This is a genomic window from Armatimonadota bacterium (genome assembly GCA_018268395.1).
Lineage (GTDB): Bacteria > Armatimonadota > Fimbriimonadia > Fimbriimonadales > Fimbriimonadaceae > JAEURO01.
In genome coordinates, this window is sequence record JAFDWQ010000008.1 from 136,353 (window position 1) to 161,553 (window position 25,201).

Here is a 25,201-nt window from a genome sequence, read left to right on the forward strand (position 1 = left end):
TGCCAGAATCTAAGTTAAGACTGAGGAGCGTTGCAATCCCGGAAACGGGACCAGGCTCAGTCTGAAAGTTCAACGGCGCTCGTCCCGATCCTTCGGGGCGAGCGCTCTTGTCTTTTTGGTGAACCGCGCCCGACGACCGGAACTTGAAACGACCATGTCCGCAACCGAAACAAAAATCCAGGACTTCATCGTCGCCGACCTCGGCTTGGCCGATTGGGGCTGCAAGGAAATGCGCATCGCCGAGACGGAGATGCCCGGCCTCATGGCGATCCGCGACGAGTTCGCCGCAAGCCAGCCCCTCAAAGGAGCCAGGATCGCCGGGTCGCTCCATATGACGATCCAGACCGCGGTGCTGATCGAAACGCTCAAAACGCTCGGAGCAGACGTCCGTTGGGCCTCGTGCAACATCTTCAGCACGCAGGACCACGCTGCGGCCGCGATCGCCGCCAACGGGACGCCCGTCTTCGCCGTTAAGGGCGAGACGTTGGACGAATATTGGGACTACACCCACAGGATCATGGAATGGTCCGACGGAGGGACGCCGAACATGATCCTTGACGACGGAGGCGACGCGACGCTCCTCGTCTTGCTCGGCTCGAAAGCCGAGGCTGACCCGTCGGTGATCGCCAGCCCGGCGAGCGAAGAGGAGACGGCGCTGTTCGCTTCGATCCAGCGGAAGCTCGCGGCCGACCCCGGTTTTTACAGCCGGATCAAGGCCAACGTCAAGGGCGTCAGCGAGGAGACCACCACGGGCGTACACCGGCTCTACGAACTGCAGAAGAAGGGCGAGCTTCCCTTCGCCTGTTTCAACGTCAACGACAGCGTCACCAAGTCCAAGTTCGACAACCTTTACGGCTGCCGCGAGAGCTTGGTCGACGGCATCAAGCGCGCTACCGACGTGATGGTCGCCGGAAAGATCGCCGTGGTGTGCGGATACGGCGACGTCGGCAAGGGCTCGGCTCAGGCCCTCCGCGCCTTAAGCGCCCAGGTCTGGGTGACCGAGGTCGATCCGATCTGCGCGCTCCAGGCCGCGATGGAGGGCTATAAGGTCGTCACGATGGACGATGCGGCGGACAAAGGCGACATCTTCGTCACCGCCACGGGCAACTACCACGTCGTGACCCACGCTCACATGAAAGCGATGAAGAACAACGCGATCCTGTGCAACATCGGCCACTTCGACAACGAGATCGACGTCGCTTCGCTCAGCGACTATGGATGGGAAGAGATCAAGCCTCAGGTCGACCACGTGGTCTTCCCGGACGGCAAGCGGATCATCCTGCTCGCGAAGGGCCGTCTCGTGAACCTGGGCTGCGGTACGGGCCATCCCTCGTACGTCATGTCGAGCAGCTTCGCCAACCAGGTCATGGCTCAGATCGAACTTTGGACGAAGAAGGGCGAGTACGCCCCGGGCGTCTACGTCCTGCCGAAGCACCTTGACGAAAAGGTCGCGAGGTTACAGCTCGCTAAGCTGGACGCACAGCTCACGACCCTTACGCCGCAACAAGCCGACTACATCGGCGTCTCCGTCGAGGGGCCGTACAAGTCCGAGCACTACCGCTATTGAAAAAACGGGGGCAGGGCCGATCAAGATCCCTGCCCCCTATGTCCGTCAGGGCCTCGACTTCGATCCCACCGGTTCCGGGTGGATCAGTTTGCCGCGAAGAGTGGCCGGTTTCTCCGATACGACTTGAAGCGGGTTCGCTTTGGCGTAGGCGTCTTTCCGGACGCCTGTGACCATCCAGCAGACTTCCATACCTGGGGCGCTCGTCCGGATCTGGAAGCGCCCGTTCTGGATCTTGCGGGAGACCTTAGCCATCACGAATCCCTCCCCTTCTTCGTCCACCACCGTGAGCTGGTATCGGAAATTCTCGTTCAACGCCATGAACCAGTCCGGTAGGGTGACGGTCGCGACCCCCTTGGCGTCTGTGCGGACCGTCCCGTCGTACATGTTCTTCATCTCGTCGCTCTCGACGCACGAGTGGGAGAGGAAGGAGTTGTAGGGATCGAGCGGATTGTCGATCTTAAAGTTCTTGGCGCCGGCAGTGAACGTGTTGTTGACGTGGACGTTGTCCCAGAAGAGCAGATCGCTCGTTCCCGGGATGTCGATCGCCCGACCGCAGATGCCATGTTCCTTCGGGATTCCTGTAGCGAGCACTCGGGCCAAAGTTCCAAGGACAAGTCGGAACGGCGACGCCGATGCCCGGGTGCCACGGTCAAGCACGTCAAGAGGGCGGGAAGCTTCTTCCCGGTCACACGGACGACCTGGCCGCCCGGACCCTCCACGACCGCCGGGCCGAGGATCTTGATCACCACCCCTTGCTCCACGTCCCCGATCATGATATCAGGGAATCCTAGACTTGGCACCTCGTGAACGCACGACCGTGTCCGAAGACACGAGGGACGCCATGACGGCGTCCCATCGCTCGGCGGGGCCGTCCTCTCCTAGGGCCCCTGACGGACGCTTTGCCTCGTCGCGATCGGTGCCGGAACCGGCGCCAAGGACTTCTCGAGTGGCTGCCCATAAAGGCCGGGCATCAGATATCTGCCCCGGTCCAAGCCTGTCTTTTCGACTTCCACCGGTGCCCCGAATTTCCGGACGTACGCGTCGTTCCGTCGCGCTTCCACACGCCAGTCGACTTCGACCGCCGGCCGGCTCGACCGGATCGTGAACGTCCCGTTCTGCGGCCTACGCACGAGCTTGACGAGCACGAATTCCTCGCCACCGTCGACAACGGTCAACTGCACGGTCGGATCGGCATTGATCGCGTCGAAGTACTTCGGAAGGTCGACCGTCGCGAAACCCCTCGCGTCCGTGCGGACGGTCCCTCGGTACGAGTTCAGCGGTTCTGGACTTTCCGTGCAATAGTGGAGCAGGACAGCGTTGGCCGGATCGAGAGGATGGTCGATCAGAAAGCTCTTCGTCCCGGTCGCCACCACGCGGCCGATCCCCATAAAAGCGTTTCCGCTGCCGTCCGTCGAGAATTGGCCCATGATCGCGCCGGGAAACCAGGTTTCGCCTTCGTCGATGTATCCGTAAACCCCTGTGGACTTTCCGATGCCACGGCCCATGACCCCATAGCTCGTCCCCTCGCCTAAGACCCCGGTCCCATACTGCGCGTCCGACCGACCGAGCACGCCCGCGCTGGTCGTCCCCGTCGTCGCACTGAACGGTGCATATCCGAAGATGCCCGCACCGTGCGTGCTGTCGCTTTGACCGAGCACGCCGTATGCGGTCCCGCTCGTCGCACTGGCATAGCCCGTCACGCCCCTTCCGTTTACGGTGCTTGCACTCTGACCCCAGACGCCGGACGAGTAGGCCGCAACGGGGTCCGTGGTCTCGCCCCACAGGCCATAGCCGGAAACGGCCGAACCGTAGACCCCGATTCCTTGTCCGCCCGTCGTCGACGACGAATGCCCGCGTAACGCCCAGCCTGGACCGTCGGCACCGTTGGTCACTTCGAACACCCCGGCACCTGGGACGGCCGAAGATCCGGCATAAGGCAAGGCGAACCCGCCGGGGTTTTGCCAGGTCGCGTTGCCGAAATCGTCAGACGTCAAGACCTTGCCAGAGCCAGCTCCTGCCGGCACGAGGAGGCCGCCCAACGTGGCCGTCCCGTTGACGTCCAGGGTCGACGTCGGAGCCGTCGTCCCGATCCCGATGTATCCGCTCGTGTCGACGGTCAGCCGGGCCGGACCGTTTGCTGCAAAGAAAAAGAAGGGGTGGGGGCTCCGCGTCCCGAGCCAGCCTCCCGTCCCGTCGGCATAGGTGCCGAGTTCCGTCCCGCCGCTTCTGTGGACGATGCCATAGCCTGCGGCTTCCACTGTAAGGGGGTCCGTGACCGACTGCGTCCCGATGCCGACCGACGTTCCAAAGATCCCCGTTCCGGAGATGCTGGAGTGCCCTGTCTGAGCCGTTCCCGGCGACTCCGTCTGGATCCGGACAAAGGCAGGAAGGCTTCCTTGGACCTGCCCTGAAACCGGGCGCGATACGAGGACGGTCATGGCTGCGAGCAAACCTAACGCGGACAGTCCGGCGACGAGCGAAGTCCTTTGCCGTCTCATGAGCGACATTCTAACGAGACAAACCCGTTCATAATTAAAGGATTCCGGCCAAGAGTCAAGGATTCCGGACAGAGAACTCCGATGCAACGGACACGACTTGCCGACCTGTACAGCCCTCCGAGCCCATTGTTCCTCCATTGGGACACGTTCCTCGCCCCTGAGCAAGAGGAGTGGATCCAACCGCCCGACTTCTGGACGATGATCGTGTACATGCACAGCGGAGTCGCCCACATCGACGTCCACCCGTTCGCCTACGAGAGCGGAGACTGCCTGGTGTTCCCGCCGCAGTGTCGCGCCGGGCATTCCGTCATCGGTGAAGACCACCCGCATTACAGAATCCAGTTCGGCCTCAAAGGTGGGGGCGAGCGGCGGGCCGTTCCTCTCCGCAGTAGGCTCGACGGCGTGTTGACGGACGGCCTCGCCAGAGCCTACGGCTCCTTGTCCAACGTGGACCGTCATCCGCAGGCGTTCGTCTGGTACCTGCTTTGGCACATCAGCCTACCGGAGGCCGCTTACCGGAGCCGGACGGAACTTTACGAGGCAGAAGAATGGATCGCGGCACACCTTTCTGATCCTTTCCAGGTGAAGGACTTGGCCGAAGCCGTCGGCGTTTCCGAGCGGACCTTGCAGCGGCTGTTCCGGTCCGAGCACCAGTCCAGCGTCGCGCAGTTCGTCCGCGACCGTCGGGTCCGGGAGGCCGTCCGGCTGTTGACGCAGACGCGCCTGCCGGTGAAACAGGTCGGTGCCAGGGTCGGGATCCCGAACTCGCAAGGCTTCTACGGGTTCCTACGGGACGCTATCGGGATCGGGCCGACCGAAGTCCGGATCAGGACCGGAAGCAGGCCATAAGCGGGATCCCTGCGAGCGAGCGCGTCACCAACGGTCGTCGCGGACAGCCAGGTCATAGACCGAACCGGGCCGGAACTGCCCCTGGAGGAACCCGATCGCGGACTCCTGTTCCGGGCTTCCGGACCGGGACCGGCAGGCGTCTTCCGTAAACGAGACGACGTCTTCGAGGGCGCGGCAATAACGGAAATACGTCAACGCCTGCACGTCCGGGACGACTTCCCCGTAGCCTTCGAGAAACGCGGCCCCACACTCCGGGTCGTGCCCCATGATGCCGCCATCGAGGAAGAACACGAGGTCGCACTCTCGCGGGGCGAGCCTAGCCCCGTCCCAATCGACGGTCCAGACCGATCCGCTGTCGTCCACGAGGACGTTGCCGACATGGGCGTCGCCGTGACAAGGGACAAGCTCCCAGCCGCGCTGTCGGCACATCCGACCGACCGCTTCTGTCCGCTCGATGAGCCGGACGACGTCGGCGCGGTGGGCATCGAGCACGGTTTGGGCGGGCCCGGACCGGCCGTTCTCGAACGCGTCCCAAAAGCGGTCGACGCCTGGGACGCGCCAGGTCTCCGTCGGGAGCGAAGCAGCGACGTCGGGCGGCACCTGGCAAGAATGGACGCAGCGGAAGAGCGTGCCCAAGGTCTTCCAATGCCCCGTCGCGAGCGGCTTTTCAAAGCCGTTCTTGCCGTTCAGGAATGGAAAGAGAAGGAACGTGGAACCACCTCGTCGGTAGAGCGGCCCACCCGCACGGGTCGCCAGCGGCGCCACGACGCCCGGCACGCCTTGTCTCGCCAGTTCGAACGTCAACGCAGCACCCGCCGCGACCGACGGCGACTGTTTCAGGAAACAGCGGCCCCCATCGAAGGTCTGCACCTCGAGGTTGACGGCGGTCGTGTCCAGCCCGGCCGGCCCCGGTCGGACGTCCGAAACGGCGAGGCCGTATCCGTCCGCCAGGACCGAAGTCACGAGCGTTTCGAGATCTGTGCTCACACGAGCGTCCTCAAGGCCCTGTGGCGTCACTTCGGAAATCCGGGCGCGGTCTTGACGAGGTGCACTTGTCCTTGGTGGTAACCGGGGTGGTAGGCCAAGCGGGCGAGGGCTCCCCGTCCGTCGATGACCGGGCCGAGCGCGCTCACGATCTCGCGCCGCAAGAGGTCGTCGCTCGGCTGTGTGATGACGGGACCGGCGTACGCCCGAGCGTCGTCGAGGACTTCGGAGACGAACGCTGGAGTGAGCTCTTCGGACGTGAACGGAAAGGGCCGTTCGTTGACGACGCCGTCGGTCGCGGCGGCCTTGACCCGACCGCGCACTCCTTCGGTCGCCTCGCCGAGCAATTGGGACACGAACGACACCTCGACTCCGGCCACGTGGACGGCCATTTCACCGATCGTCAACGCCCCATCGTGCATGCGAAAGTTGAGCTGTTCTTGGTCCAAACCCGCGACCGCGTCGTCGAACCGCTTCCGTACCAGCTCCCACGTCTCGTCGAAACCGTTCATGCCCCGAAGGTACCTGGCCCGACCGGACGTATACTTCCGGTCATGCTCACGACCGCACTCGTGCTGTACACCGTGACCGTTTGGCCGAAGAACATGACCGACAGCGTGGCCGGCCTGTCGGTCAGCCAACGCGTGGTGACCAACGCGTCATGGTGGGACCGGAAGTCGGGATACTTCGCGGTGAAGGTCATGGAGTGCGACGGCGCCCACCGGATGGTGACCTTGACGAAGGACCGGCGCATCCTGGAGGACATGGGCTATGACATGGCCCGTTTCGGTCGTAAAGCCAAAGGGGACGGCGAAGGTGCGGCCGTCCAGGACCATGCGTTCGACGCCGTCACCAAGCACGGAATCCGGATCGGAATGTCGAAGTCGACGGTCCTGGCCAAGTTGGGCCGCCCGTTCAAGACCGCTTCTCGTGGCGAAAAGGGCCAGTATTGGTGCTGCCTCTTTAAGAAGGTCGTCATGGAGGACAAGGAGACGGGCGACGTGCTGCGCAACACCTACGTCTTCAAGAACGGCAAGCTGATCGAAATCGCGATCAACTTGGACAGCGTCCCGGGATGCGGAGAGGACAGCCTTTCAGACGAAGGTTGGCCTTGGACGAAGTTCTGACCCTCCCCGGCACCGCCTAGGGTAAGACTCGGGGTCTGTGGCCAGCGTCGCCCCCGTGCTCCGACAGATGTCGGGCCTGTACAGGATCTACATTCAAGACGGCCTCGCGTACAAGGCGGCCGGCTTCATCTGGATCTTGACCGACGTGACGACCGCGGTGACGATGCCGCTGGTCTGGCTGGCCGCATCGAAGACGGGCACGATCGCGGGCTTCTCCGGAAGCGACCTGGTGGTCTATTACCTGTGCATGCTGTTGATCGGCTGCTTCGTGGTCTGTCACTACATGTGGGACATCAGTTGGGAGATCAAAGAAGGCACGTTCTCCGCCCACATCATCCGGCCCGTCCCTTATCTCAGGTTCATTTTCGTGCGCAACTTCGCGTGGCGCTGCGTCCGGACCTCGATCTTCTTGCCCTTCTTCTTGCTGATCCTCTGGGGCTATTCGTCGTCGATCGGGACCGTGCGTCTCCATCTGGGTTGGGAGTTCTGGTTGTCCTTGGCCTTCGGACACTCGCTCAGCGTCGTGTTCGTCACGGGTTTGGCGATGGTCGCTCTCTTCGTCGAGGAAGCCCAGTCGATCTTCGAGATCTACTACTTCCCGATGCTGTTCCTGAGCGGACAGTTGTTCCCTCTCGCGCTCTTCCCCCCTTGGGTCAAGAACCTGGCCGTCGTGTTCCCGTTCTACTACACGACCGGAGCCCCGACCGAGATCCTGACGGGCCGCGTCACGGGCGACGCCGTCTTCCGGGTCTTGGGCGTCCAGGCGCTCTGGATCGTGTTCGCCTACCTGATGTTCAAAGTCCTCTACGGCTATGGATCGCGCCGCTATTCCGGCGTCGGAATGTAACGGGATTCTCCTGTTTCCGTCCAGGTATACAGGCCTCACATGTCCACCCGCGGCATCCTTGTCCTCGCCGTTTTCTCCGTGTCCTTAGCCGCACAGGCCCAATGGGACGACGTGAAGCGATTGGGAAACGGGGGAGAGACCTACGTGTCCACCGACGGCAAAGGGACGGTCTGGGTGTCTTCGCACCTACCGACACAGGCTCTCGTCAGCCGCGACTTCGGAGCCACCTTCGAGAAGCCGAAAGTCTTCGGCGACGCGCTCGGCGACATGGTCGTCTACGCGCGTCCCAACGGCAAAGCCGTCGTGACGTATATGTACAACTTTAATGTCGCAGGCATGTCGACATGGAAGGTCAGCGACTACGGCAAGACGTGGGAACAGGGCAAAGGGATCCCTGGCCGGCCGCTCGATCGGGAATGGCCCGCCACCGACGAGAAGACGGGCGACGTCTTCATGATCTATTCGGACGGGTACATCGGCGGCCCGAAGTCGAAGGGCGTCTTCCTCGCAAAGTCCACGGACGAAGGACTGACCTGGAAAGAGACGGGCCGCATCGACAAAGAGGCGGAGGGCGACTACCCGGTCGACCCGCACCTCGTGTCTTCAGGCGGCAAGCTCTACGCCCTGTGGACGACGAGCAAAGACTACAACACGATCGACGCCTACAAGTTCGCGTCGTCCGGTGACGGCGGCAAGACGTGGGAGAACTTCGCCACGGTCGCGGCCGTGGACAAGATCGAGGGCGCCGACGTTCAAGAGCGATGGATGCTGGGCGGCCTCGCGGCGACAGGCGAGAAAGAGGTCGTCGCGTTCTACATGAACTACCGGTCCGTCACCGTCTTCGGCAATCAGATGCCGTGCCTCCTCGTGCACACCAAGGCCAGCCATGACGGCGGCAAGACGTGGGGCGAGCCTGTGCTCGCGGTTTCGGAAGGCGAACTCAAGAAATCGGCGGGCGCGTTCGTGACCAACCGCATCTCCAACGAGAACTTCGGCCAGTACATGCAGTGCCTTTCATGGGGCGCGTTCGACGCCAAGGGACGGCTCCACATGGTCTGGGCGGACAACCGTGAAGGACAGGAGAAGATCGGCGAAAGCGCGTTCGGCAAGTGGCGCGTCCGACACGCCGTCGCGGGCAAACCGGGCGGGCCGTTCGGAGGGTCCGAAGCGGTGTCCAAGGCGTTCACCTGCAAACGCCCGCCCCTCGACTTCATCTGTTGCGCCGCCGACGACAAGTACGTCTACGTCACGTGGACGGAAACGCCGGGCAGCACGGGCGGGATGGAGTTCTCCGGCGAGTTCTGGTTCGGGCGTCGCAAGCAGGACGAGTAACGCCCCGTACCTTCACCGGTCGCGCAAGACGGGCGGACGACGAAACATAATCCCGGGGTGAGCAGCGGCAACGGCTGGCGCGCAGAGACCATCGCCCAGCACCTCGGTGAAGAAGAGTACGTCCTCGGGGCGGTCGTCCCGCCCATCTTCCAGAACTCCACGTTCGTCTTCGAGAACTGGGACGACTTCGTGAACGCGTCGCAGAAGACCTTCGGGCCGCCCTACCACTACAGCCGGATGACCAACCCGACCTGCGAGGTCGCCGAGGTCAAGATCGCCGCGCTCGAAGGCACCGAGCGCTGCAAACTCTTCGTCAGCGGGATGGCCGCGATCTCCACCGCCATCCTCTCGAGCGTGAAGGCCGGCGACCATGTCGTCTGCGTGGACTCGTGCTACGGCCCGACGCGCCAGCTCGTCGCCGACTACCTGCCGAAGTTCGGCGTCTCGAGCACCTTCGTCGTCGGCGAGGACCCCCAGGAGGTCTTCGACGCCTGCCGACCCGAGACCAAGCTGATCTATCTCGAATCGCCGACGAGCATCGTCTTCCGCCTGCAAGACCTCGCCGCCATCGGCGCCTTCGCCCGCGGACGCGGTATCACCACCGCGATCGACAACACCTACTCGTCACCGCTCTATCAGAACCCGGCCCAGTTCGGGATCGACTTCGTGCTCCACACGGGCTCGAAGTACCTCGGGGGCCACAGCGACCTCATCGCGGGCGCCTTGTGCTGCAGCGAAGAGCGGCTGTCGGGCCTGATGAAGAACGAGCTGCCCATCTTCGGCAACTCCCTTCCCCCCTTCCAGGCCTGGCTCGTCACGCGCTCGCTGCGCACGATGCACCTCAAGATCCGCGCCGTCCGGGAGGCGGCGGATCGGGTCGCCGCGTTCCTCAAGTCGCACCCGGGCGTCGAGAAGGTGTTCCACGTCGGCGACGACGACCACCCCCAGCGCGAGCTCCGCGACAGGCAGATGTCGGGCTGGACCGGGCTGCTCACCTTCATGCCCCGCGACCAGCGCCGCGAGTCCGTCCGGGCGATGACCGAAGCCCTCCGCCTCTTCCGCCTCGGCGTGAGCTGGGGCGGCCACGAGTCGCTCGTCGTCCCGCTCGAGTTCCAGGCGATGGACTGGCCCGAGAAGAAGTGGCTCGTGCGGCTCTACTGCGGCCTCGAGCACCCCGACGACCTCACCGCCGACCTCGAGCAGGCCTTCACGAAAATCTGATCCGGAGCCCCCACTCTCACCCCGGAACAGACGGGCTCCGGGCTCCCCCTCGCCCCTCCGGGGGAGAGGGGGCGGGGGGTGAGGGGTCCGGAAAGCCCCCTACCCGTCTGCAGGTGAGGCCGTGCCCCGAAGATGAGGAGGGGGTCGGGGGTGGAGCGGTCTGAGTCCCTTCTCCTTGCCCCGGAAAAGACGGGCTCCGGTCTCCCCCTCGCCCCTCCGGGGGAGAGGGGGCGGGGGGTGAGGGGTCATGGGTCGGGGGTGGAGCGGTCTGAGCCCTCACTCTCGCCCCGGAAAAGACGGGCTCCGGTCTCCCCCTCGCCCCTCCGGGGGAGAGGGGGCGGGGGGTGAGGGGTCATGGGTCGGGGGTGGAGCGGTCTGAGTCCCTTCTCCTTGCCCCGGAAGAGACAGGCTCAGGACTCCCCCTCGCCCCTCCGGGGGAGAGGGGGCGGGGGGTGAGGGGTCCGGAAAGCCCCCTACCCGTCTGCAGGGGATGGCCGTGCCCCGAAGATGAGGAGAGGGTCGGGGGGTCAGGGGTCGGGGAACGCCTTGCGGCCGGTCCGCTCCTCACACTGCCGCTGCACCTGGAGGAGGTCGTTCGCGAAGACTTCCCCGAACATCATGAGGTAGCGGCGGTTCGGGATCCGATAGGTCGCGATCCCGAGGTCTTGCAAGGCCCGATCCCGCGCCGCGTCGCGCGAGGGCTCGTGCTGCTCACCATCGAGCTCGACGCAGAGCATCGCCTCGCGGCAGAAGAAGTCGAGGCGGTAGGGGCCGACGGGGTGCTCACGGCGGAATTTGAAGCCCAGCCGGCCGTCGCGCAGGCTCTCCCAGACCTGCCGCTCGACGACCGAGGGTCCCTTCCTCGCCTTTCTGGCCCGGTTCTTGGCCGCCTCGCCCCGGTTCCTCGGCATCGGTCTGCCGAGGTTACCGCCCCTCACCCCCCGACCCCCTCTCCCCCGGAGGGGCGAGGGGGAGCCGGACATTCCTCGCCCTGCGGATGGTCCGTGACGGGAGGGAGAAGGAGTAGGGGATGAGGGTTCCGGACCGGGCCAGGAGCATCGCCCCTCACCCCCCAGCCCCCTCTCCCCCGGAGGGGCGAGGGGGAGGTGAGCAATTCAATCCTTGTCGTGTTTTAACCGGAACCGGCGGTGTGCTTTCCGGTCCTTGTCGCGTGTTTTCCGGTCCTTGTCGTGGTCCATCTTCGCGGATGGAGCACGCCAAGCACTCTCTGGAGCACTCCCAGCGCTTACTGGAACGGCCCGAGTGACCCGTGCACCGCCATGAGCTCCTACTGGACCGCTCCTAGTGGACTTTGTGATTCTGGCAAGAGGAAGCGAGAAGAGGGCCGAAGCTCCCGGAGCGGGTGCGGTTGTGCCTTAGTCCAACCTTATCAAGAGAAACGCACGAGTGTCGCTGCCAAAGCTAGCAAAGCCAGCAATGTCCCCACGGCTGTTGATCGCGTAGGCCCTTTCGAGCCTCCAGCCATCGGGGATGTCTTCGGTGACGGTGTTCAGGTCGATCGTGCCGACGCCGGGCTCGACGAGACAGGCCCTTTCCCCACTGTTGAACCACGACCCGACGGCTTGCAGCGAGTCGTTCAGGTCCTGTAGTTCGGTATGGAAGACGCCATAGGGCTGCATCGCTCCTCCCGGCGGGACGATGAAGCCCTGCGAGCCGGTGCTGACGTTGCTGGAGTAGCCGACGATGTAGCCGAGGTTGTTGACGCCCTGGGCACGGCTTTCTGTGTCACCGAAGAGCACCCCGAGGTCGGTCATCCCCTCTCCCGCCTTCCAGCGGAACGCCCTGTTCGCCCCGGTTCCGAGAGCCGCGTTGCCGCACACGACTCCGGCGTCGTTGATGTCCCATGCGATAGCTCCCCAATCTGGATGGAGCCGGCCCAGCAACGTAGCCTTCCCCGAGGCGTCCCAGACGCAGGCGTCCGGCGGAGGTTCCAGGACATAACCGCAGGCCTGGCCCGAGTTGTTAAGCGCGAACGCCTCGCCACCGACCCGCCCGAGGAGGTCCAACATTCGGAACCCTTGACCCGCTTTCCACACGAACGGCACATCGCTGACGCGCTTGCCCGCCTTGAGGAGGTCGGTGTACCCGACGACCGTCCCTGTCGCGTTGACGTCCATACATATGCCCGGCCCCCAGGCGAACGGCATCGGGCCGGGTTTGCGCATCCCGGTCTCGGCTGTCCAGACAAAGAGCCGCGTGGCGACGTGGGTCGCACCCACGACCGTCTGTGCATCGTTCAATCCGAACGCGAAGCTAGACGGCCCGCCCGGGCCGCCGAGGTCGATGCAACGGTACCGGACGGCGTGGGCGACGGGGCCCAGAAGGAGGAGGGAGAGCAGGGCCGTCCGCTTCATGCCCCCTAGTCTACGACAGTCCGGCCGCCCTCGGGGCACCACGGACGAAAAGCCGGTAGAGCGGGGCCAGCGGCCATAATCACTGCCAAATGGTCAACCTCCAGCACCTCTTCCGACTGCTGCAGGACTACTGGGCGGCGCAGGGGTGCGCGGTCTTGCAGCCCTACGACACCGAAGTCGGGGCGGGGACGAGCCACCCGGCGACGGCGTTGCGCTGCCTCGGGCCGGAGCCGTGGAACGCGTGCTACATCCAGCCGAGCCGGCGGCCGGCGGACGGGCGCTACACCCAGAACCCGATGCGCAACCAGCGCTACTACCAGTTCCAGGTGATCCTCAAGCCGAGCCCGGAGAACGTGGTCGACCTCTACATGGAGAGCCTGAACGCGATCGGCTTCGACACGAAGAAGAACGACGTGCGGCTGGTGGAGGACGACTGGGAGAACCCCTCGCTCGGTGCGGCGGGGGTCGGTTGGGAGGTCTGGCTGGACGGGACCGAGATCAGCCAGTTCACGTTCTTCCAACAGATGGGCGGGATCGAGTGCCGGCCCGTCTGCGCCGAGATCACCTACGGCCCCGAGCGGCTCGTGCTGATGCTGAACCGACAGACGTCGATCTGGGAGGACCTGATGTGGAACGACAAGCTGTCGTACCGGGACATCGAATTCGACCAGGAGATGCAGAACAACGTGTTCAACTTCGAGGTCGCTTCGACCGACTTCTTGTTCCAGCTCTTCGACATGTACGAGGCGGAGAGCAAGCGGGTGCTCGAGACCCCGGTGAGTTGGGACGCGGGGCGCGGGATCTTGACGGCCGGGGTTCCGTCTGCCCCCTCCTCGTCTGCAGGGGATGGTCCGTGCCCCGAAGACGAGGAGGGGGTCGGGGGTGGAGCAGGGGCTCAGGCCCTCGTCTATCCGGCGTTCGACCTCGCGCTGAAGTGCTCGCACGTCTTCAACCTGCTCGACGCGCGCGGGGCGGTCTCGGTGACCGAGCGCGCAGCCTACATCAACCGGATCCGGGCGCGGGCCCGGGCGTGCTGCCTCAAGTACATGGAGCGGTACAAGACGCCGACGACCGCTTAGGCGGGGTGCAACCCGTCCGCGGGAATCTAGTATCGTAAGGACGGCGCACGGGACATGAGCGAAACGGTGGAAACGGCCTCCCAGGCTTTGGAACGCGAACTGAAGGCGTCCATCGACCGCGCCGTCGAAGCCAACGGTGGCGACACCGCGCCGATCCGGCCCGGGCACCGCGTCCCGTTCCATTGGCCGCCGCACCCGGTGAGCAAGGACTTCCACGTCCTACCGAGCGATTGGACGGGCCGCGCCACGTTGACGGTCGCGGGCGAGGAGTTCGAAGTCCAGATCGCACGGACGGCGCAAGGCGTGTTCGGCCGGATCGAGCGGGTCTGGAACGAGGCCCGCAGCCAGACGGTAGAGGACGTGCTCGTCGCGCTCCGGGAGGGTGCGGAGCCTTACTTCGCCCGGCAAGCCGCCCTCTCCCGGTGCTTGGGCCGGCAGGGCCGCTTCGAGGGCCTTGTCCGGGATCTGACGCCCGTCGAACTGGTCCGGTTGCTCTATTGCCCCGACCGTGACATCGCCCAAGAGGCCCAGCTCGCCATCGAGACGAACGCGTCGTCGGGGGTTTATTCCGACGCTTTGATCCATGTGTTGGAAGACGACCGTCATCCTCACCGTCGGATCGCCCAGTGGTGCGTCCTCGACATGTTCGAGGACCTTCCGAGCTTCTGCCCGGACCCGGAGACGCAGGCCCGCGCGATCGACGCGGTCAAGTCCTTGATCTGGAGCGCCGGCGACGACTACGCGCGGACGGTCTATAAGGCGGGCGTCGTGCTCGGCGGGCACATCTGCACGGACCGGGCCGCCGAGGCGCTCCTGGCCTGTGTCGGAGCCCCGAGCAAGTTCGGACGGCGCAGCGCGGTCCACGCGGTCTTCCACCTGGCCGAGTGGATGCCGGAGTACCGTGACCGGACGGTCTCGGCGCTCGAGGAAGCCGCGAGAAGCGATCCCGAGGACCGGCTCCGCGAGTTCGCCGCGTCCATGGCGCGCGACGTCCGGTCGGGCGCGTTCGACCATATGACCGAACCGGCGTTTCCCGAAGAGCTCTGATCGGGATATTCTTGGCCGTGATGCTCGACCTGCTCACCGCGTCCTTGGACGACGTCCTCGCCGACAAGCGCCTTCGGGGCGCCCAGATCGGGGTCTGCGTCACCGACGCGACCGGGAACGTCCTCTACGGCCGGTCGTCCGACTCGCGGTTCGTCCCTGCGAGCAACGAAAAGATCTTCTCGGCCCTCTATGCGATGGACGTGTGCGGACCGGACGCCGTCTTCCAGACCAAAGTGTGGAAGTTCAAGGACCGGATCGTCGTCTCGGTGCCGGGCGACGCGACATTGACCCTCGAGCAGCTCCGCAAGGCCCGCAAAGCGCTTCAGATCGCTCCCAAGACTCCCGTCGAAGTCCACGCCCCGTTCCAGCAGCAGCTCGGCCCAGGTTGGGAATGGGACGACCTGCCGTGGGCCTACGCGGCCCGGACGTCGCCGTTCGCGTTCGACGACGCGATGTTCGAGGTCTGGTCGGACAAAGGCAAGCTCCGCACTTTGGCACCGGAACTGAACGTCCGCGTCGTGCGCTCGTCGCGGGCTTCCCGCACGGTCCATTACGATCCTTCGACGGCCGTGTTGACCGTGAAGTCGCCGTTGCCCAAGTCGACGGTCCGTTTGGAGAAGTGCGCTCAGGCGAACCCGTTCGCCTCGGCGTCTTTGGCGCTGGGCGGCAAGGGGACGTACAGCGACGGGCCGCTCCCCGAGACTCCCGCCGACCTCGTCATCGACAGCAAGCCGCTCAGCGCCCTCGCGAAGACCTGCTTGGAACTGAGCGTCAACACGCAAGCCGAGCACTTGTTGGCGGTGGGAGCGCTCAAAGAGGGCCCGATCTTGGGCCGGCTGTACGACGTCGCCCCGGACCGGATGCGCGACTACCTCTGCAAGGTCGCCGCGATCGATCCGGAGACGTTTCGCCCCGTCGACGGTAGCGGCTTGAGCCGGCACAACTCGGTGACGCCGAACACGGTCTGCAAGGCCCTCCTCTACGCGTCGCAGCGGCCCTACTGGGAGACATGGAAGCACTGCCTGGACTCGCCAGGCGAGGGGACGATGACGTCGCGGCTCAAAGGCAGCAGTTTTCTGGGGAAGACCGGCACGATGGATGCAGTCGTGTGCCTTAGCGGGTACGTGACGAAAGCCGACGGGTCGCTCCTGACCTTCAGTTTTCTCGTCAACGGAAACCTCGCCTCCGCCAACGACGTGCGGGCCGTTCAAGACCGGTTCGTGCGCACGTTGGAAAAAGGCTGACCTTGATGCGAACCAACCTCGCCTTGTCCGAACCCTTGAAGCGGTTCTTCCCGACCCGCGCCATCGCGCTCCTGATGGCCATCGGATTCCTCGATCTCGTCATGACGGCGGTGTTGCACGCGTTCGGCCTGATCGTAGAGTTGAACCCCGTCATGAAGGTGTTCATCGAAAGGAGCGAGTGGTTGTTCGTCCTTGTGAAGGGTTCGACCCTGGCCGCCGCTTGGTTCGCCATGGTCGCCTACTCGCGGGTCAACCTGGACTTCGTCCGACGAGCGGCGTTGACCGGTTCGATCGTCTATCTGACGGTCTGGACCGTGTGGTTCTTCTTCGGCAAACCCTGAGCGGGCCGGAGTCTCGGTAAAGTGGACGGGTGCCGACCGTTGGTGACGCCCTTGCCGCCCTAGAAGAACTGGCCCCGTCTCGCGATGCGTTCTCGTTCGACAAGGTCGGCCTCCAGGTGGGCGACCCTATGCGACCCTTACGGTCTCTCGCCACGACGCTCGACGCGACGGAGAGTGCCGTCGCTTGGGCCGTGGACCAAGGTGCCGACCTGGTCGTCTCCCACCACCCTCTCGTCTGGGAACCCCTGACCGCCCTCCGATGGGACACGCGCAAAGGGCGCGTCCTCCGGCTTTTGACCGAGCGGGGGGTGTCCTTGATCGCGGCCCACACGAACTGGGACTGTGCCAAGGGGGGCGTCAGCGACGCCCTCGCCGCCCGGCTCGAATTGTCCGACGTGAGACCGTTCGGAAGTTCTGCGGTCGGCCCAGCTTGGAAGCTCGTGGCCTTCGTGCCCGTGGAATCGGCCGAAGCCGTCATCGACGCCGTCTCTTTGGCGGGAGCGGGCCGAATCGGGGAGTACGCGCGATGCGCTTTCGTCCACGAGGGCACGGGAACGTTCTTAGGAGGGCCAGACTCGAATCCGGTCATCGGACGGCCTGGCCGCATCGAAACCGTGCGTGAATCCAGAATCGAGTGCATCGTCCCGGACGGGGCTGTATGGGCGGTCGAAACCGCGCTTGTCGCGGCCCATCCTTATGAGACGCCCGCTTACGACTTTGTCCGGCTCCGTGACGCCTCCGGGCGGCCTGTCGGCAGGATCGGTCGGCTGACCGCTCCGATGTCCTATGCCGCCTTCGCGGGTCTGGTCGACGGAGCTTTGTCGACACGGTCGGTCCGTTGGGGCCAGGAGGGCGACGTGACCCACGTCGCGGTCTGCGGAGGCGCGGGCGACGACGATTGGGCGGCGGCGGCGAAAGCTGGAGCCGACGTGTTCGTCACGGGTGAAGTGAGGCACCACAATACGGTCGAAGCTTCGGAGGTCGTCCGCTTGGTCCAAGCGGGGCATTATGCGACCGAACAACCCGGGGTCGAAGCGCTGGCAGTCGCGCTGGAGGCAAAACTGGGGGTCCGGGCGAAAGTCTACGTCCCGGAACCGGGCGTCGACGGACGGCCGCTCGCGCATTGAAACGAAGTGTGGTAGCCCGGACGGGGCTCGAACCCGCGATTTCCTCCTTGAAAGGGAGGCGTCCTAACCACTAGACCACCGGGCCACTTAGGGCTGTCCAGTGTGTCCGAAAGCCGTGGCGCAAAACAAGACCGCACAGGCCATGGGCCTGTGCGGTGTCCTGTGATTTGGGCCTTTCAGCGTCCGACGGCGTCGGTGCCCTTTGTGACCTTGGGTTCGGTCGGAGCGCCCTCGTCCTTCTTGGGAGCCGCTTCCGGCTTCGTTGCGACGGCGTCCTCGCTCTTTTCGGTCGTCTTCTTTTTCGACGACGTCGATCTCGTGGACGGCTTTTCGTCGTTCGAAGACGACGCACCGTTCGCGACGCGCCGGGCTCCGGCGAACCGCTTGTTGTAGTAACCGTCGGAGAGGTCGTTGATCCGGACCTTTCCGCCGCCGCTGCTGGCGTGGATGAACTTGCCGTTGCCGACGTAGATGCCGACGTGGCTCACGCGGTCGCTGCGCGTCGTCTTAAAGAAGACCAAGTCTCCCTTCTTGAGTTCGTCCTTGGCGACCTTTTGTCCCTTGTGCGACTGCTCGTTGGCGGTACGCGGCAAGCGCGTGCCGTGGCGGGAGTACACGTAGCTCGTGAAGCCGCTGCAGTCGAACCCGTTCGTCGACGTCCCGCCCCATCGGTAGTGGACGCCCATGTTCTTCATGGCCGTCCCGATGAGTCCGTCCTTGTCGACGCTGTTCGAAGCCACGACGTCGTTATAGTCCGGGCTGGAGACCGTGCGACGAGGCTTGCGGTCGAACCTCGGAGTGCTCCGCCTGGACTCGCTGTTCCGGGCCACATAGGACTTGGCGGAAGACTTCGGCGCGGTACGGGCGATCACCGGTTCGCCCGAACGCCGACGGACGGCGCGGACTCCCGATTCTTCCTCGGCCCTGGCCACCATTTCGGCGGTCACCGGCGCGAGCATGTCTCCGCGGATCCAGCCGACGGTGCCGCCGCTGAATTTGACTTTGTAGTAATTGCCGATCCGGTCGGCGACGGTCGCGAACCGGCCGTATTCGACCAGGACGACTTTGCCCGCGTCGGGCCGGGCGCCGCTCCGGACGACCACGTTGTCACGGATCACCCGCGCCCTCTTGGTCGTGATGCGGGCGATCTTCGAACCGCTCTTACCGGGCACGGTGACGGTGGAACCTGGTCGGAGCCTGTTCCAGTCGACGCCCGGGTTCATCGCGCGAAGCTGCTTGGGCGTGATGCCATAGCCCCTGGCGATGATCCAATCGTTGTCGTCCGAGGTGACCTTGTGCTTGGACGTTCCCGTCGGCTTCGTGCTCGCAAGGGTCATGGTCGTCGGCTTGACGACTTCGGCGACCAAAGTGGGTTTCTGACGGTCGGGGACCTTGATCGAGAAGCCCGGCCTCAACGCCGTCCACTTCACTCCAGGGTTCATCGTCCGCAGTTCGCTCGGCTTGATGCCATAGCGCCGGGCCACCGACCAATCGGTGTCCCCGTTCTTCACGATGTAGGCGCCCGGCCCGGCCTCGACGGCCGCGGGCTTGGACTTGATCCGTCCAGGGATGACGACGACCATTCCTGCGCGGAGCCGTTCGGGCTTCACGTCAGGGTTGGCCAGCATGAGACGCTCGTAGCCCGTGCTGTACCTCTTGGAAATGCTGGCGAACGTTTCGTTCGCGCCGACGCGGTGCAAGTTGGGCGGTGTGTAGGCGGTGCCCGCCAATAAGGCGGTCGCCCAGAGCGTTCCGGAAATGATCAAACTTCTTCTTCCTCCTCCGGCGGCGGCGGTCCTGCGCCAACAGGCTCACCGCGCCGACATCCTACCGCTACACCGAGGAGGATGTCAACCCTCAACCGAACGATCCGGGACCCCGGACGCACGGACATACACATTATCGGCCGCCCCGGGTTCCCGCTCAGGTACAGTTTTTTCAACCGACTATGCTCAGCGTGCTCATCGTGAACTGGAACACGAAGGACATGTTGCGCCGATGCCTCGCGTCCGTCCTTGAACATCCCCCCGCGGGCGAGTACGAGACGATCGTCGTGGACAACGGCTCCCATGACGGTAGCGCCGATATGGTGGAATCCGAGTTTCCAGGGGTCATCCTCGTCCGTGCAGGTTCGAATCTAGGCTACGCCGCCGGCAACAACTTAGCGTTTTCGAAGGCAAAAGGTGACTTTCTCTTAACGCTTAATCCCGATACAGAATTCGAAGACGGATCATTGACAACGGCTTTAGGCGTCCTTAAATCATACCCTGAGTACGGTGTCTTAGGGATCAAGCTTATCGGACTTGACAAATTAGTCCAAAAGTCCGTGAGAGGCTTTCCCACGATCCTTGGAATCTTGGGCGCGTGGACGAAACTCGACGCCCTTTGGCCTTATGGGCCCTTCGGGTCGTATTCCCTGCCGGCCTTCGACTATGCCCAAGACGGGCCGGCGCCTCAGCCGATGGGGACGTTCCTGCTCTTTCGCCGTACATCGTTAGAGACGGTCGGCGACCCCCGAAAGCCGTTCGACGAGGCGTTCCCGATCTTTTTCAACGAGGTCGACCTGCTCTATCGGCTCCTACGGTCGGGCTGCCCGTGCTTCTATACGGCCAAGGCCCATGTCCTGCACCATCACGGGGCGAGCACGAAGCAGGTGCGCAAAAGTATGATCTGGGAGTCCCACGACAGCCTGGTGCGTTATTTCGGGAAACACCTGAAGTGGCCCGCCCGGGCCCTCCTGCCCGTGATCGCCGCCGCGGCTTGGACAGGGGCTTTTCTCAGGGCGAAAGGCCACCATGCCGGATTTCGAACTCAGCATCACGATCTGTAGCTGGAACACCGTCGAGGACCTGCGCGCGTGCCTCCAGAGCCTGAAGGCGGAAGCGGCCCAGGTGCCGGGGTTCGAAGTCATCGTCGTCGACAACGCGTCCGAAGACGGGTCGCCGGACATGGTCGAGTCCGAGTTTCCGGAGTTCCGGCTCCTTCGCCAGACCGTCAACCTCGGGTTCACGGGAGGGCACAACCTGGCGATCGCGGAACGGGCCGGTCGTCACGTCGCACTCTTGAACTCGGACACGGTCGTCCACCCCGGCGCGGTCCGGACGGTCTTGGAATTCATGGAAGGGCGTCCTGACGCCGGCGTCGTCGGCCCGAAGCTCCTGAACCCGGACGGAAGCCTTCAATACAGTTGCCGCAAGTTCCCCGACCCGCTCGCGGCGGCGTTCCGGAACACCTTCCTCGGACGGTGGTTCCCGGACAACAGATACGTCCGGGACTATCTCATGAAGGACGTCGCCCACGACCAGACCCGGGAGGTCGACTGGGTCAGCGGGGCCGCGATGTTCATCCGAGACGACCTGGTCGACGCGATCGGCGGGCTCGACGACCGCTACTTCATGTACTGCGAAGACACCGATTTCTGCAAAAGGACGTGGGAAGCGGGCTACAAAGTCGTCTATCTGCCGACGGCCGTCGTCACCCATGCGATCGGCCGGAGCACCGACCGCGTCGCGAACAAAATGATCGTCCGGTTCCACAAGTCGATGTTCCGGTTCTATCGGAAACATTTGATCCCCCGCGTCTGGGTGCCGCTACGACCGGGTTGTCTCCTATTGGCCGCTCTCGCACTCTCGACCCGGGCCGGGCTATTCTTGGCCGGGAACGCCATGGACGCCCTGAAGCGGAGGTTCGCGAAGTGAGGCACGTGCGCCCGGAAGCCTGGGCGCTCTACGCGGCCGCGTTTCTGGCGCCGCTGATCGGTGGACAAGTCAGTCTCGAAGCCTCGCCTCTCGACGGCAGCCCGGCCCAGGCGGTTTTGGGCGGAGGTGAACTCCCGCTCGGTGCGAGGGCCCTGATCGGCCTGCTCGTCGTCGCCGCATTCGCCGTCACCCTGATCCGGAACCGCGTCGTCCAGATCCCACGACTGGATATCGCGGGCGTGACCCTCGTCGTCGTCGCCGTGACCGGCTTCTCCGTCCTTCTGTCCGCCTTTCCCTACGTTTCGACGGTCGGTTGGGAAACCTGGGTGCTCTACGGCACCTGCTTGTTCGCGGGCGTCGCCATCGTCGGCCGCAGGGCGGGAGTACGCGGGCTCCTCTGGGCGGTCGTGGCCGGAACGACGCTGTCGGCGGCGAAAGGCGTCGCGGAGTTCGGGGCCTTTCGGGCGACGGAACCGGGACACCGCATCTTCTCCGACTGGAACAACCCGAACGCGTTGGCGGGAATCTTGGCTCTGGCCCTGCCTTTGTCTCTCGGCTTGCTTTTGACCGCCGAACGCGCCGAGGCTTTGGCGGCCGGAGCGTGCGGAACCTTGATGCTGTTCGCGCTTGTCTTGACCCAGTCCAAAGGGGGCATTTTGGCTGCCGGGACGGGCCTCTTGACCGCTCTCGTCCTGACCTTGGTCTGGAAGGGGGCGAAGCCGGCGCTCAGGTCGGTCGTCCCGCTCGTCCTCGCCGCCTTGCTCGCGTTCGCGGCGACACGGCCGATCGGGGGAGACGGAGGATCGGGGCTGTCACGGCTTACCGACGCTTCAGCGACGCAAGAGCAGTCGGTCGGGTTCCGACAATTGCTGTGGAAGGGCACGGCCGACCTCGTCCGCGAGCGGCCCATCGGGTTTGGAATCGGCACCTACCGGTTCGAATCGGCCCGGCCGGGACTGACGGAGCAGACGTTCCACTCCCACCAGACGTACCTGCAAACCGCTATGGAGACCGGCGTGCCCGGAGTGATCGTCCTCGTCGCTCTGTTCGCGTTGTGGATCCGGACGTTCTTTTCCCGGTCGAAGACTTGGCCTTCACCGCACAGTTGGCTCCGGGCGGGCGTCGCGGGTTCAGTAGTGGCCGGGCTGACGGACGGACTTGTCGAGAGCAATCTGATCTATGTCGGCACAGGGGTGACCCTCTTCCTTGTCCTCGGAGCGGGACTTCAGGTCTCGAACGACGGGAGCGCACCGGAATCGACGCCGAAAAAACTCCGTTGGAGCGTCATGGTCGCCGGCTGCGCCGTCGTCGCCCTACTCTTGGTCCACGCCGCGTTGGTCGAGTCTCTCAAGGTCCAGGCGTTGTCGGCGATGAAAGAAGGCCGCCTCGAAGACGCCCGTTCGGCCGCGACGCTGGCGCGGTCTCTTGCGCCGAACGACGGTGAGGCGTACTATGTGTCGTCCTTCGTCGCCGGATCGGCCGCCGAGCGGTTTTCCGATCTACGGTCGGCCGCGGCGCTGCAGCCTTCGACGAAGTACTTGCGGGCCGCAGCCAAGGCCGCGCAAGCCACTGGAGAGCCGGCCTACGCGACGGGAGCGCTTCGAAAGGCCCTCGAGCGTGACCCGAACAACTTGGCGACCTTAGAGGCCCTGACCAAGCATCTGGACGATCTTGGAGACCGAGCGCTGGCCCTCCAGACTGCCAGGCGCCTTGTCGACGTCGAGAAGACGGTGTACTTCCAAGTCCGTGCCATCCCCCAACTCGTGCCTTTGGAAACGTACGACGCCCGGGTCTTTTTGGCCAAAGCCGAGTCGGACCCGCAGATCAAGGCCGAGCTTTTGTCGGAAGCCGTGGAGGGCTACGCCACGTATTTCGACCGGACGGTCGCGTTCGTCAAAGGACTCGCCTTACAGGCGAAGCGCTCGGACGTCACGTTCCTAGGGCACGACTTGGCCGAGGCCGAAGGCGTAGCCCAACGGGCACGGAAAGCGGCGGCCGAGGCGAAGGAGCTTTACTCGCGGTCGGGCGATTCCGGTTCGGCGTCCAAGGTCGACGCCGCGCTGTCCCGCATCCGGCTCGACTGAACTTCCACCCTTGGTGCGGCCTTCCCGTTCAGATACTCCCGCACCATTTTCGCCGCGATCGGGGCGGCGACGTCACCGCCATGGCCGGCGTTCTCGAGCATGACGCAGATAACGACCTTAGGCGATTCGATCGGTGCCACACCGACGAACCAACTGTGCGTGTTGTGGTCCTTCAGGTTTTCCGCGCTGCCCGTCTTGCCTCCCCATAGGAGCCCGCCGATCTGGGCGGTGCGCGCCGTCCCGACTTCGATCACGTGGACCATCGCCGACGTTAGCGTGTCCCACTGATGTGCCGGGAGATCGAGCCTTGAGAGGACTTCGGCCGGAACGAGACGGTTACCGCCCGACCCTTCCGGGTCTTTGACGGCGCGGACGATATGCGGCCGATAGCAGACGCCACGGTTGGCGATGAGCGCTCCGACTTCGGCCATTTGAAGCGGGGTCGTCGTCAACTCTCCTTGACCGATCCCGAGATTGACGGTGTCGCCCAACGACCATCGTCGGTCCCGGTGTTTCGCCCACCAGTCGACAGTCGGAAGGACGCCACGGGACTGGGAAGGAAGATCGATCTCGCTCGGCCTTCCGATTCCGAGCGCGTCGCAGGTCTTTAGGATGTTCTCCCGTCCGATCTTTCTCGCCAATTGGCCGAAGTAGGCGTTACAGCTCTTTGTGAACGCCCGGTCGAAGGCCACGGTCTCGTTCGGATGGTTCTTGCAAGCGACTTTCTTCCGTCCCACAAGGACATAGCCGGGGCAGTAGACCGATTCGTTCGGATCGAACACGCCGCTCGACATGGCGGCGAGCGTGATGACGAGCTTGAAGGTCGAACCAGGTGCGTAGGCCCCACTGACCGCCCGGAAGAACAGGGGGCGGCTTTCGTCTTCGGCGAGGGCGGCGTACTCGTCCTTACTGATCCCTTTGAGAAAGACCGAGGAGTCGAACGTCGGGTTACTGGCGAGACAGAGGACGCCGCCGTCGTTCGGGTCGATCATGACCACGGACCCCTTGTGGCCCTGAAGGAGCCCGAGAGCGGTCCGCTGAAGTCTGAGATCAAGGGAGAGGACGAGCGTGGATCCTGCCACCGCCTCGTCGGAACCCAGCGAGCGAATGGCTTTCCGTCGGGCGTCGACGGCCACTTTCTCCGTTCCCGGTCGACCCATGAGGTCGCGCTCGTACTGTCGCTCGATCCCCTGAAGGCCGACGTATTGCGCCGGATCGATCCCTTGAGCCTTCAGCCGTTTGTTGTCGTCGTCCCTCGGCGGTCGGACGTAGCCCATGATGTGGCCCAGTTCCGGCCCGGCCGAGTACGACCGCATGCCCTGTGTCTCGACCGAGAACCCCGGCAGTTCGTCCGAGAGTTCGGCGATCTTCGAGGCCATCGCGACGTCGGCTCCGATGTACACCGGGACGGCGAGGTCGCCGGCTTGCGGGACGAGACGGATGGCTTTTTTCAGCGCTTGAGGCTCGATCTGAAGGATGGCCGCCACACGGTCGACGACGGCCGGATTCGCCATGGCCGTCCGCGGACGCGCGAGAACCGTGATGCGAGGTTCGACTCCAGCGAGCAACCGTCCGGCCCGGTCGACGATCCGGCCCCGGGGCGCGAGTTTTTTGACGACGGCGATGCTCGAGACCTCGGCCCGCTCTTGGAGCTCGGAGGCCTGGACGATCTGCAGGAACCACATGCGGACCATGTAGCCGGCGATGACGGCGGTCACGGCGAACGGTAGGGCCAAGAGGCGCGCGTCGATCGCCCTGTCCGTCGGGGCGTGGATCACCGA

22 protein-coding genes, 1 tRNA gene and 1 riboswitch are annotated in these 25,201 nt (G+C 64.6%); of the genes, 14 read left to right on the top strand and 9 right to left on the bottom strand.

Annotation, left to right across the window (positions count from 1 at the left end; translation table 11 throughout):
- Window positions 1-16 precede the first annotated feature (16 nt).
- Window positions 17-88: riboswitch (S-adenosyl-L-homocysteine riboswitch) on the top strand.
- A gap of 66 nt (window positions 89-154) precedes the next feature.
- Window positions 155-1,567, top strand: coding sequence for an adenosylhomocysteinase (locus tag JST30_13235; protein ID MBS1715291.1), 1,413 nt, complete (start codon window positions 155-157; stop codon window positions 1,565-1,567).
- Window positions 1,568-1,612: 45 nt separating this feature from the next.
- On the opposite strand, the gene JST30_13240 is transcribed toward JST30_13235, so the two are convergent.
- On the bottom strand, window positions 1,613-2,167 hold the full coding sequence (locus tag JST30_13240; protein MBS1715292.1) for a hypothetical protein: 555 nt from the start codon (window positions 2,165-2,167) through the stop codon (window positions 1,613-1,615).
- Window positions 2,168-2,445: 278 nt separating this feature from the next.
- A complete protein-coding gene (locus tag JST30_13245; protein ID MBS1715293.1) occupies window positions 2,446-4,065 on the bottom strand; it encodes a hypothetical protein in 1,620 nt (539 codons plus the stop codon).
- Window positions 4,066-4,146: 81 nt separating this feature from the next.
- Here JST30_13245 and JST30_13250 point away from each other — a divergent pair, with 81 nt between their 5' ends.
- A complete protein-coding gene (locus tag JST30_13250) occupies window positions 4,147-4,914 on the top strand; it encodes a helix-turn-helix transcriptional regulator (protein MBS1715294.1) in 768 nt (255 codons plus the stop codon).
- A 24-nt stretch (window positions 4,915-4,938) separates the two neighbouring features.
- On the opposite strand, the gene JST30_13255 is transcribed toward JST30_13250, so the two are convergent.
- The gene (locus JST30_13255; protein MBS1715295.1) at window positions 4,939-5,901 is read right to left on the bottom strand and encodes an aminoglycoside phosphotransferase family protein; all 963 of its coding nucleotides are present in this window, start codon (window positions 5,899-5,901) and stop codon (window positions 4,939-4,941) included.
- A 26-nt stretch (window positions 5,902-5,927) separates the two neighbouring features.
- Window positions 5,928-6,410, bottom strand: a complete 483-nt coding sequence (locus JST30_13260; protein ID MBS1715296.1) for a DinB family protein — start codon at window positions 6,408-6,410, stop codon at window positions 5,928-5,930.
- A 42-nt stretch (window positions 6,411-6,452) separates the two neighbouring features.
- On the opposite strand from JST30_13260, the gene JST30_13265 reads away from it, so the two are divergent.
- Genes JST30_13265 through JST30_13280 form a run of 4 tightly spaced genes read left to right on the top strand, consistent with a single transcriptional unit; the run spans window position 6,453 to window position 10,425 of the window.
- Entirely contained in the window at window positions 6,453-7,025 is a 573-nt protein-coding gene (locus JST30_13265; GenBank protein ID MBS1715297.1) for a hypothetical protein, read from the top strand.
- A 37-nt stretch (window positions 7,026-7,062) separates the two neighbouring features.
- Window positions 7,063-7,872 (top strand): ABC-2 family transporter protein, encoded by an 810-nt coding sequence (locus tag JST30_13270; protein ID MBS1715298.1) that lies wholly within the window; start codon window positions 7,063-7,065, stop codon window positions 7,870-7,872.
- Window positions 7,873-7,911: 39 nt separating this feature from the next.
- On the top strand, window positions 7,912-9,204 hold the full coding sequence (locus JST30_13275; GenBank protein ID MBS1715299.1) for an exo-alpha-sialidase: 1,293 nt from the start codon (window positions 7,912-7,914) through the stop codon (window positions 9,202-9,204).
- Window positions 9,205-9,261: 57 nt separating this feature from the next.
- Entirely contained in the window at window positions 9,262-10,425 is a 1,164-nt protein-coding gene (locus tag JST30_13280; protein MBS1715300.1) for an aminotransferase class I/II-fold pyridoxal phosphate-dependent enzyme, read from the top strand.
- Between the two features lie 527 nt (window positions 10,426-10,952).
- Here JST30_13280 and JST30_13285 read toward each other — a convergent pair.
- Both JST30_13285 and JST30_13290 read right to left on the bottom strand, forming a co-directional pair.
- Window positions 10,953-11,336 carry a DUF559 domain-containing protein gene (locus tag JST30_13285; protein ID MBS1715301.1) on the bottom strand — a complete coding sequence of 128 codons (384 nt, stop codon included), beginning with the start codon at window positions 11,334-11,336 and terminating at the stop codon, window positions 10,953-10,955.
- 465 nt (window positions 11,337-11,801) lie between these two features.
- Complete coding sequence (locus JST30_13290) at window positions 11,802-12,800, bottom strand: hypothetical protein (GenBank protein MBS1715302.1); 999 nt, start codon at window positions 12,798-12,800, stop codon at window positions 11,802-11,804.
- A gap of 89 nt (window positions 12,801-12,889) precedes the next feature.
- Here JST30_13290 and JST30_13295 point away from each other — a divergent pair, with 89 nt between their 5' ends.
- The 5 genes from JST30_13295 to JST30_13315 are packed head-to-tail and all read left to right on the top strand — an operon-like array spanning window position 12,890 to window position 17,638.
- Window positions 12,890-13,879, top strand: coding sequence for a glycine--tRNA ligase subunit alpha (locus JST30_13295; protein MBS1715303.1), 990 nt, complete (start codon window positions 12,890-12,892; stop codon window positions 13,877-13,879).
- 54 nt (window positions 13,880-13,933) lie between these two features.
- Window positions 13,934-14,926: a hypothetical protein gene (locus tag JST30_13300; GenBank protein MBS1715304.1), complete on the top strand. Its 993-nt coding sequence runs from the start codon at window positions 13,934-13,936 to the stop codon at window positions 14,924-14,926.
- Between the two features lie 20 nt (window positions 14,927-14,946).
- Window positions 14,947-16,170, top strand: coding sequence for a D-alanyl-D-alanine carboxypeptidase (locus tag JST30_13305; protein MBS1715305.1), 1,224 nt, complete (start codon window positions 14,947-14,949; stop codon window positions 16,168-16,170).
- A 5-nt stretch (window positions 16,171-16,175) separates the two neighbouring features.
- Window positions 16,176-16,511 (top strand): hypothetical protein, encoded by a 336-nt coding sequence (locus JST30_13310; protein ID MBS1715306.1) that lies wholly within the window; start codon window positions 16,176-16,178, stop codon window positions 16,509-16,511.
- Window positions 16,512-16,540: 29 nt separating this feature from the next.
- Entirely contained in the window at window positions 16,541-17,638 is a 1,098-nt protein-coding gene (locus JST30_13315; GenBank protein ID MBS1715307.1) for a Nif3-like dinuclear metal center hexameric protein, read from the top strand.
- A 9-nt stretch (window positions 17,639-17,647) separates the two neighbouring features.
- Here JST30_13315 and JST30_13320 read toward each other — a convergent pair.
- Window positions 17,648-17,723 (bottom strand) — tRNA-Glu (locus tag JST30_13320).
- 91 nt (window positions 17,724-17,814) lie between these two features.
- Entirely contained in the window at window positions 17,815-19,404 is a 1,590-nt protein-coding gene (locus JST30_13325) for a C40 family peptidase (protein MBS1715308.1), read from the bottom strand.
- A 182-nt stretch (window positions 19,405-19,586) separates the two neighbouring features.
- On the opposite strand from JST30_13325, the gene JST30_13330 reads away from it, so the two are divergent.
- The 3 genes from JST30_13330 to JST30_13340 are packed head-to-tail and all read left to right on the top strand — an operon-like array spanning window position 19,587 to window position 23,420.
- Window positions 19,587-20,468: a glycosyltransferase family 2 protein gene (locus JST30_13330; protein MBS1715309.1), complete on the top strand. Its 882-nt coding sequence runs from the start codon at window positions 19,587-19,589 to the stop codon at window positions 20,466-20,468.
- On the top strand, window positions 20,434-21,336 hold the full coding sequence (locus JST30_13335; GenBank protein MBS1715310.1) for a glycosyltransferase family 2 protein: 903 nt from the start codon (window positions 20,434-20,436) through the stop codon (window positions 21,334-21,336). Before JST30_13330 ends, JST30_13335 begins: the two co-directional genes overlap by 35 nt.
- Entirely contained in the window at window positions 21,333-23,420 is a 2,088-nt protein-coding gene (locus tag JST30_13340; protein MBS1715311.1) for an O-antigen ligase family protein, read from the top strand. Before JST30_13335 ends, JST30_13340 begins: the two co-directional genes overlap by 4 nt.
- Here the strand turns inward: JST30_13340 and mrdA are convergent.
- Window positions 23,348-25,198: a penicillin-binding protein 2 gene (mrdA, locus tag JST30_13345; GenBank protein ID MBS1715312.1), complete on the bottom strand. Its 1,851-nt coding sequence runs from the start codon at window positions 25,196-25,198 to the stop codon at window positions 23,348-23,350. The two genes, JST30_13340 and mrdA, sit on opposite strands and share 73 nt — an antisense overlap.
- Between the last annotated feature and the right edge of the window lie 3 nt (window positions 25,199-25,201).

Coding starts and splice junctions, on each gene's coding strand:
- JST30_13245 (MBS1715293.1), bottom strand. CDS start 4,065: ATGAGACGGCAAAGGACTTCGCTCGTCGCCGGACTGTCCGCGTTAGGT.
- JST30_13285 (MBS1715301.1), bottom strand. CDS start 11,336: ATGCCGAGGAACCGGGGCGAGGCGGCCAAGAACCGGGCCAGAAAGGCG.
- JST30_13250 (MBS1715294.1), top strand. CDS start 4,147: ATGCAACGGACACGACTTGCCGACCTGTACAGCCCTCCGAGCCCATTG.
- JST30_13300 (MBS1715304.1), top strand. CDS start 13,934: ATGAGCGAAACGGTGGAAACGGCCTCCCAGGCTTTGGAACGCGAACTG.
- JST30_13310 (MBS1715306.1), top strand. CDS start 16,176: ATGCGAACCAACCTCGCCTTGTCCGAACCCTTGAAGCGGTTCTTCCCG.
- JST30_13260 (MBS1715296.1), bottom strand. CDS start 6,410: ATGAACGGTTTCGACGAGACGTGGGAGCTGGTACGGAAGCGGTTCGAC.
- JST30_13235 (MBS1715291.1), top strand. CDS start 155: ATGTCCGCAACCGAAACAAAAATCCAGGACTTCATCGTCGCCGACCTC.
- JST30_13305 (MBS1715305.1), top strand. CDS start 14,947: ATGCTCGACCTGCTCACCGCGTCCTTGGACGACGTCCTCGCCGACAAG.
- JST30_13290 (MBS1715302.1), bottom strand. CDS start 12,800: ATGAAGCGGACGGCCCTGCTCTCCCTCCTCCTTCTGGGCCCCGTCGCC.
- JST30_13295 (MBS1715303.1), top strand. CDS start 12,890: ATGGTCAACCTCCAGCACCTCTTCCGACTGCTGCAGGACTACTGGGCG.
- JST30_13335 (MBS1715310.1), top strand. CDS start 20,434: ATGCCGGATTTCGAACTCAGCATCACGATCTGTAGCTGGAACACCGTC.
- JST30_13275 (MBS1715299.1), top strand. CDS start 7,912: ATGTCCACCCGCGGCATCCTTGTCCTCGCCGTTTTCTCCGTGTCCTTA.
- JST30_13265 (MBS1715297.1), top strand. CDS start 6,453: ATGCTCACGACCGCACTCGTGCTGTACACCGTGACCGTTTGGCCGAAG.
- JST30_13330 (MBS1715309.1), top strand. CDS start 19,587: ATGCTCAGCGTGCTCATCGTGAACTGGAACACGAAGGACATGTTGCGC.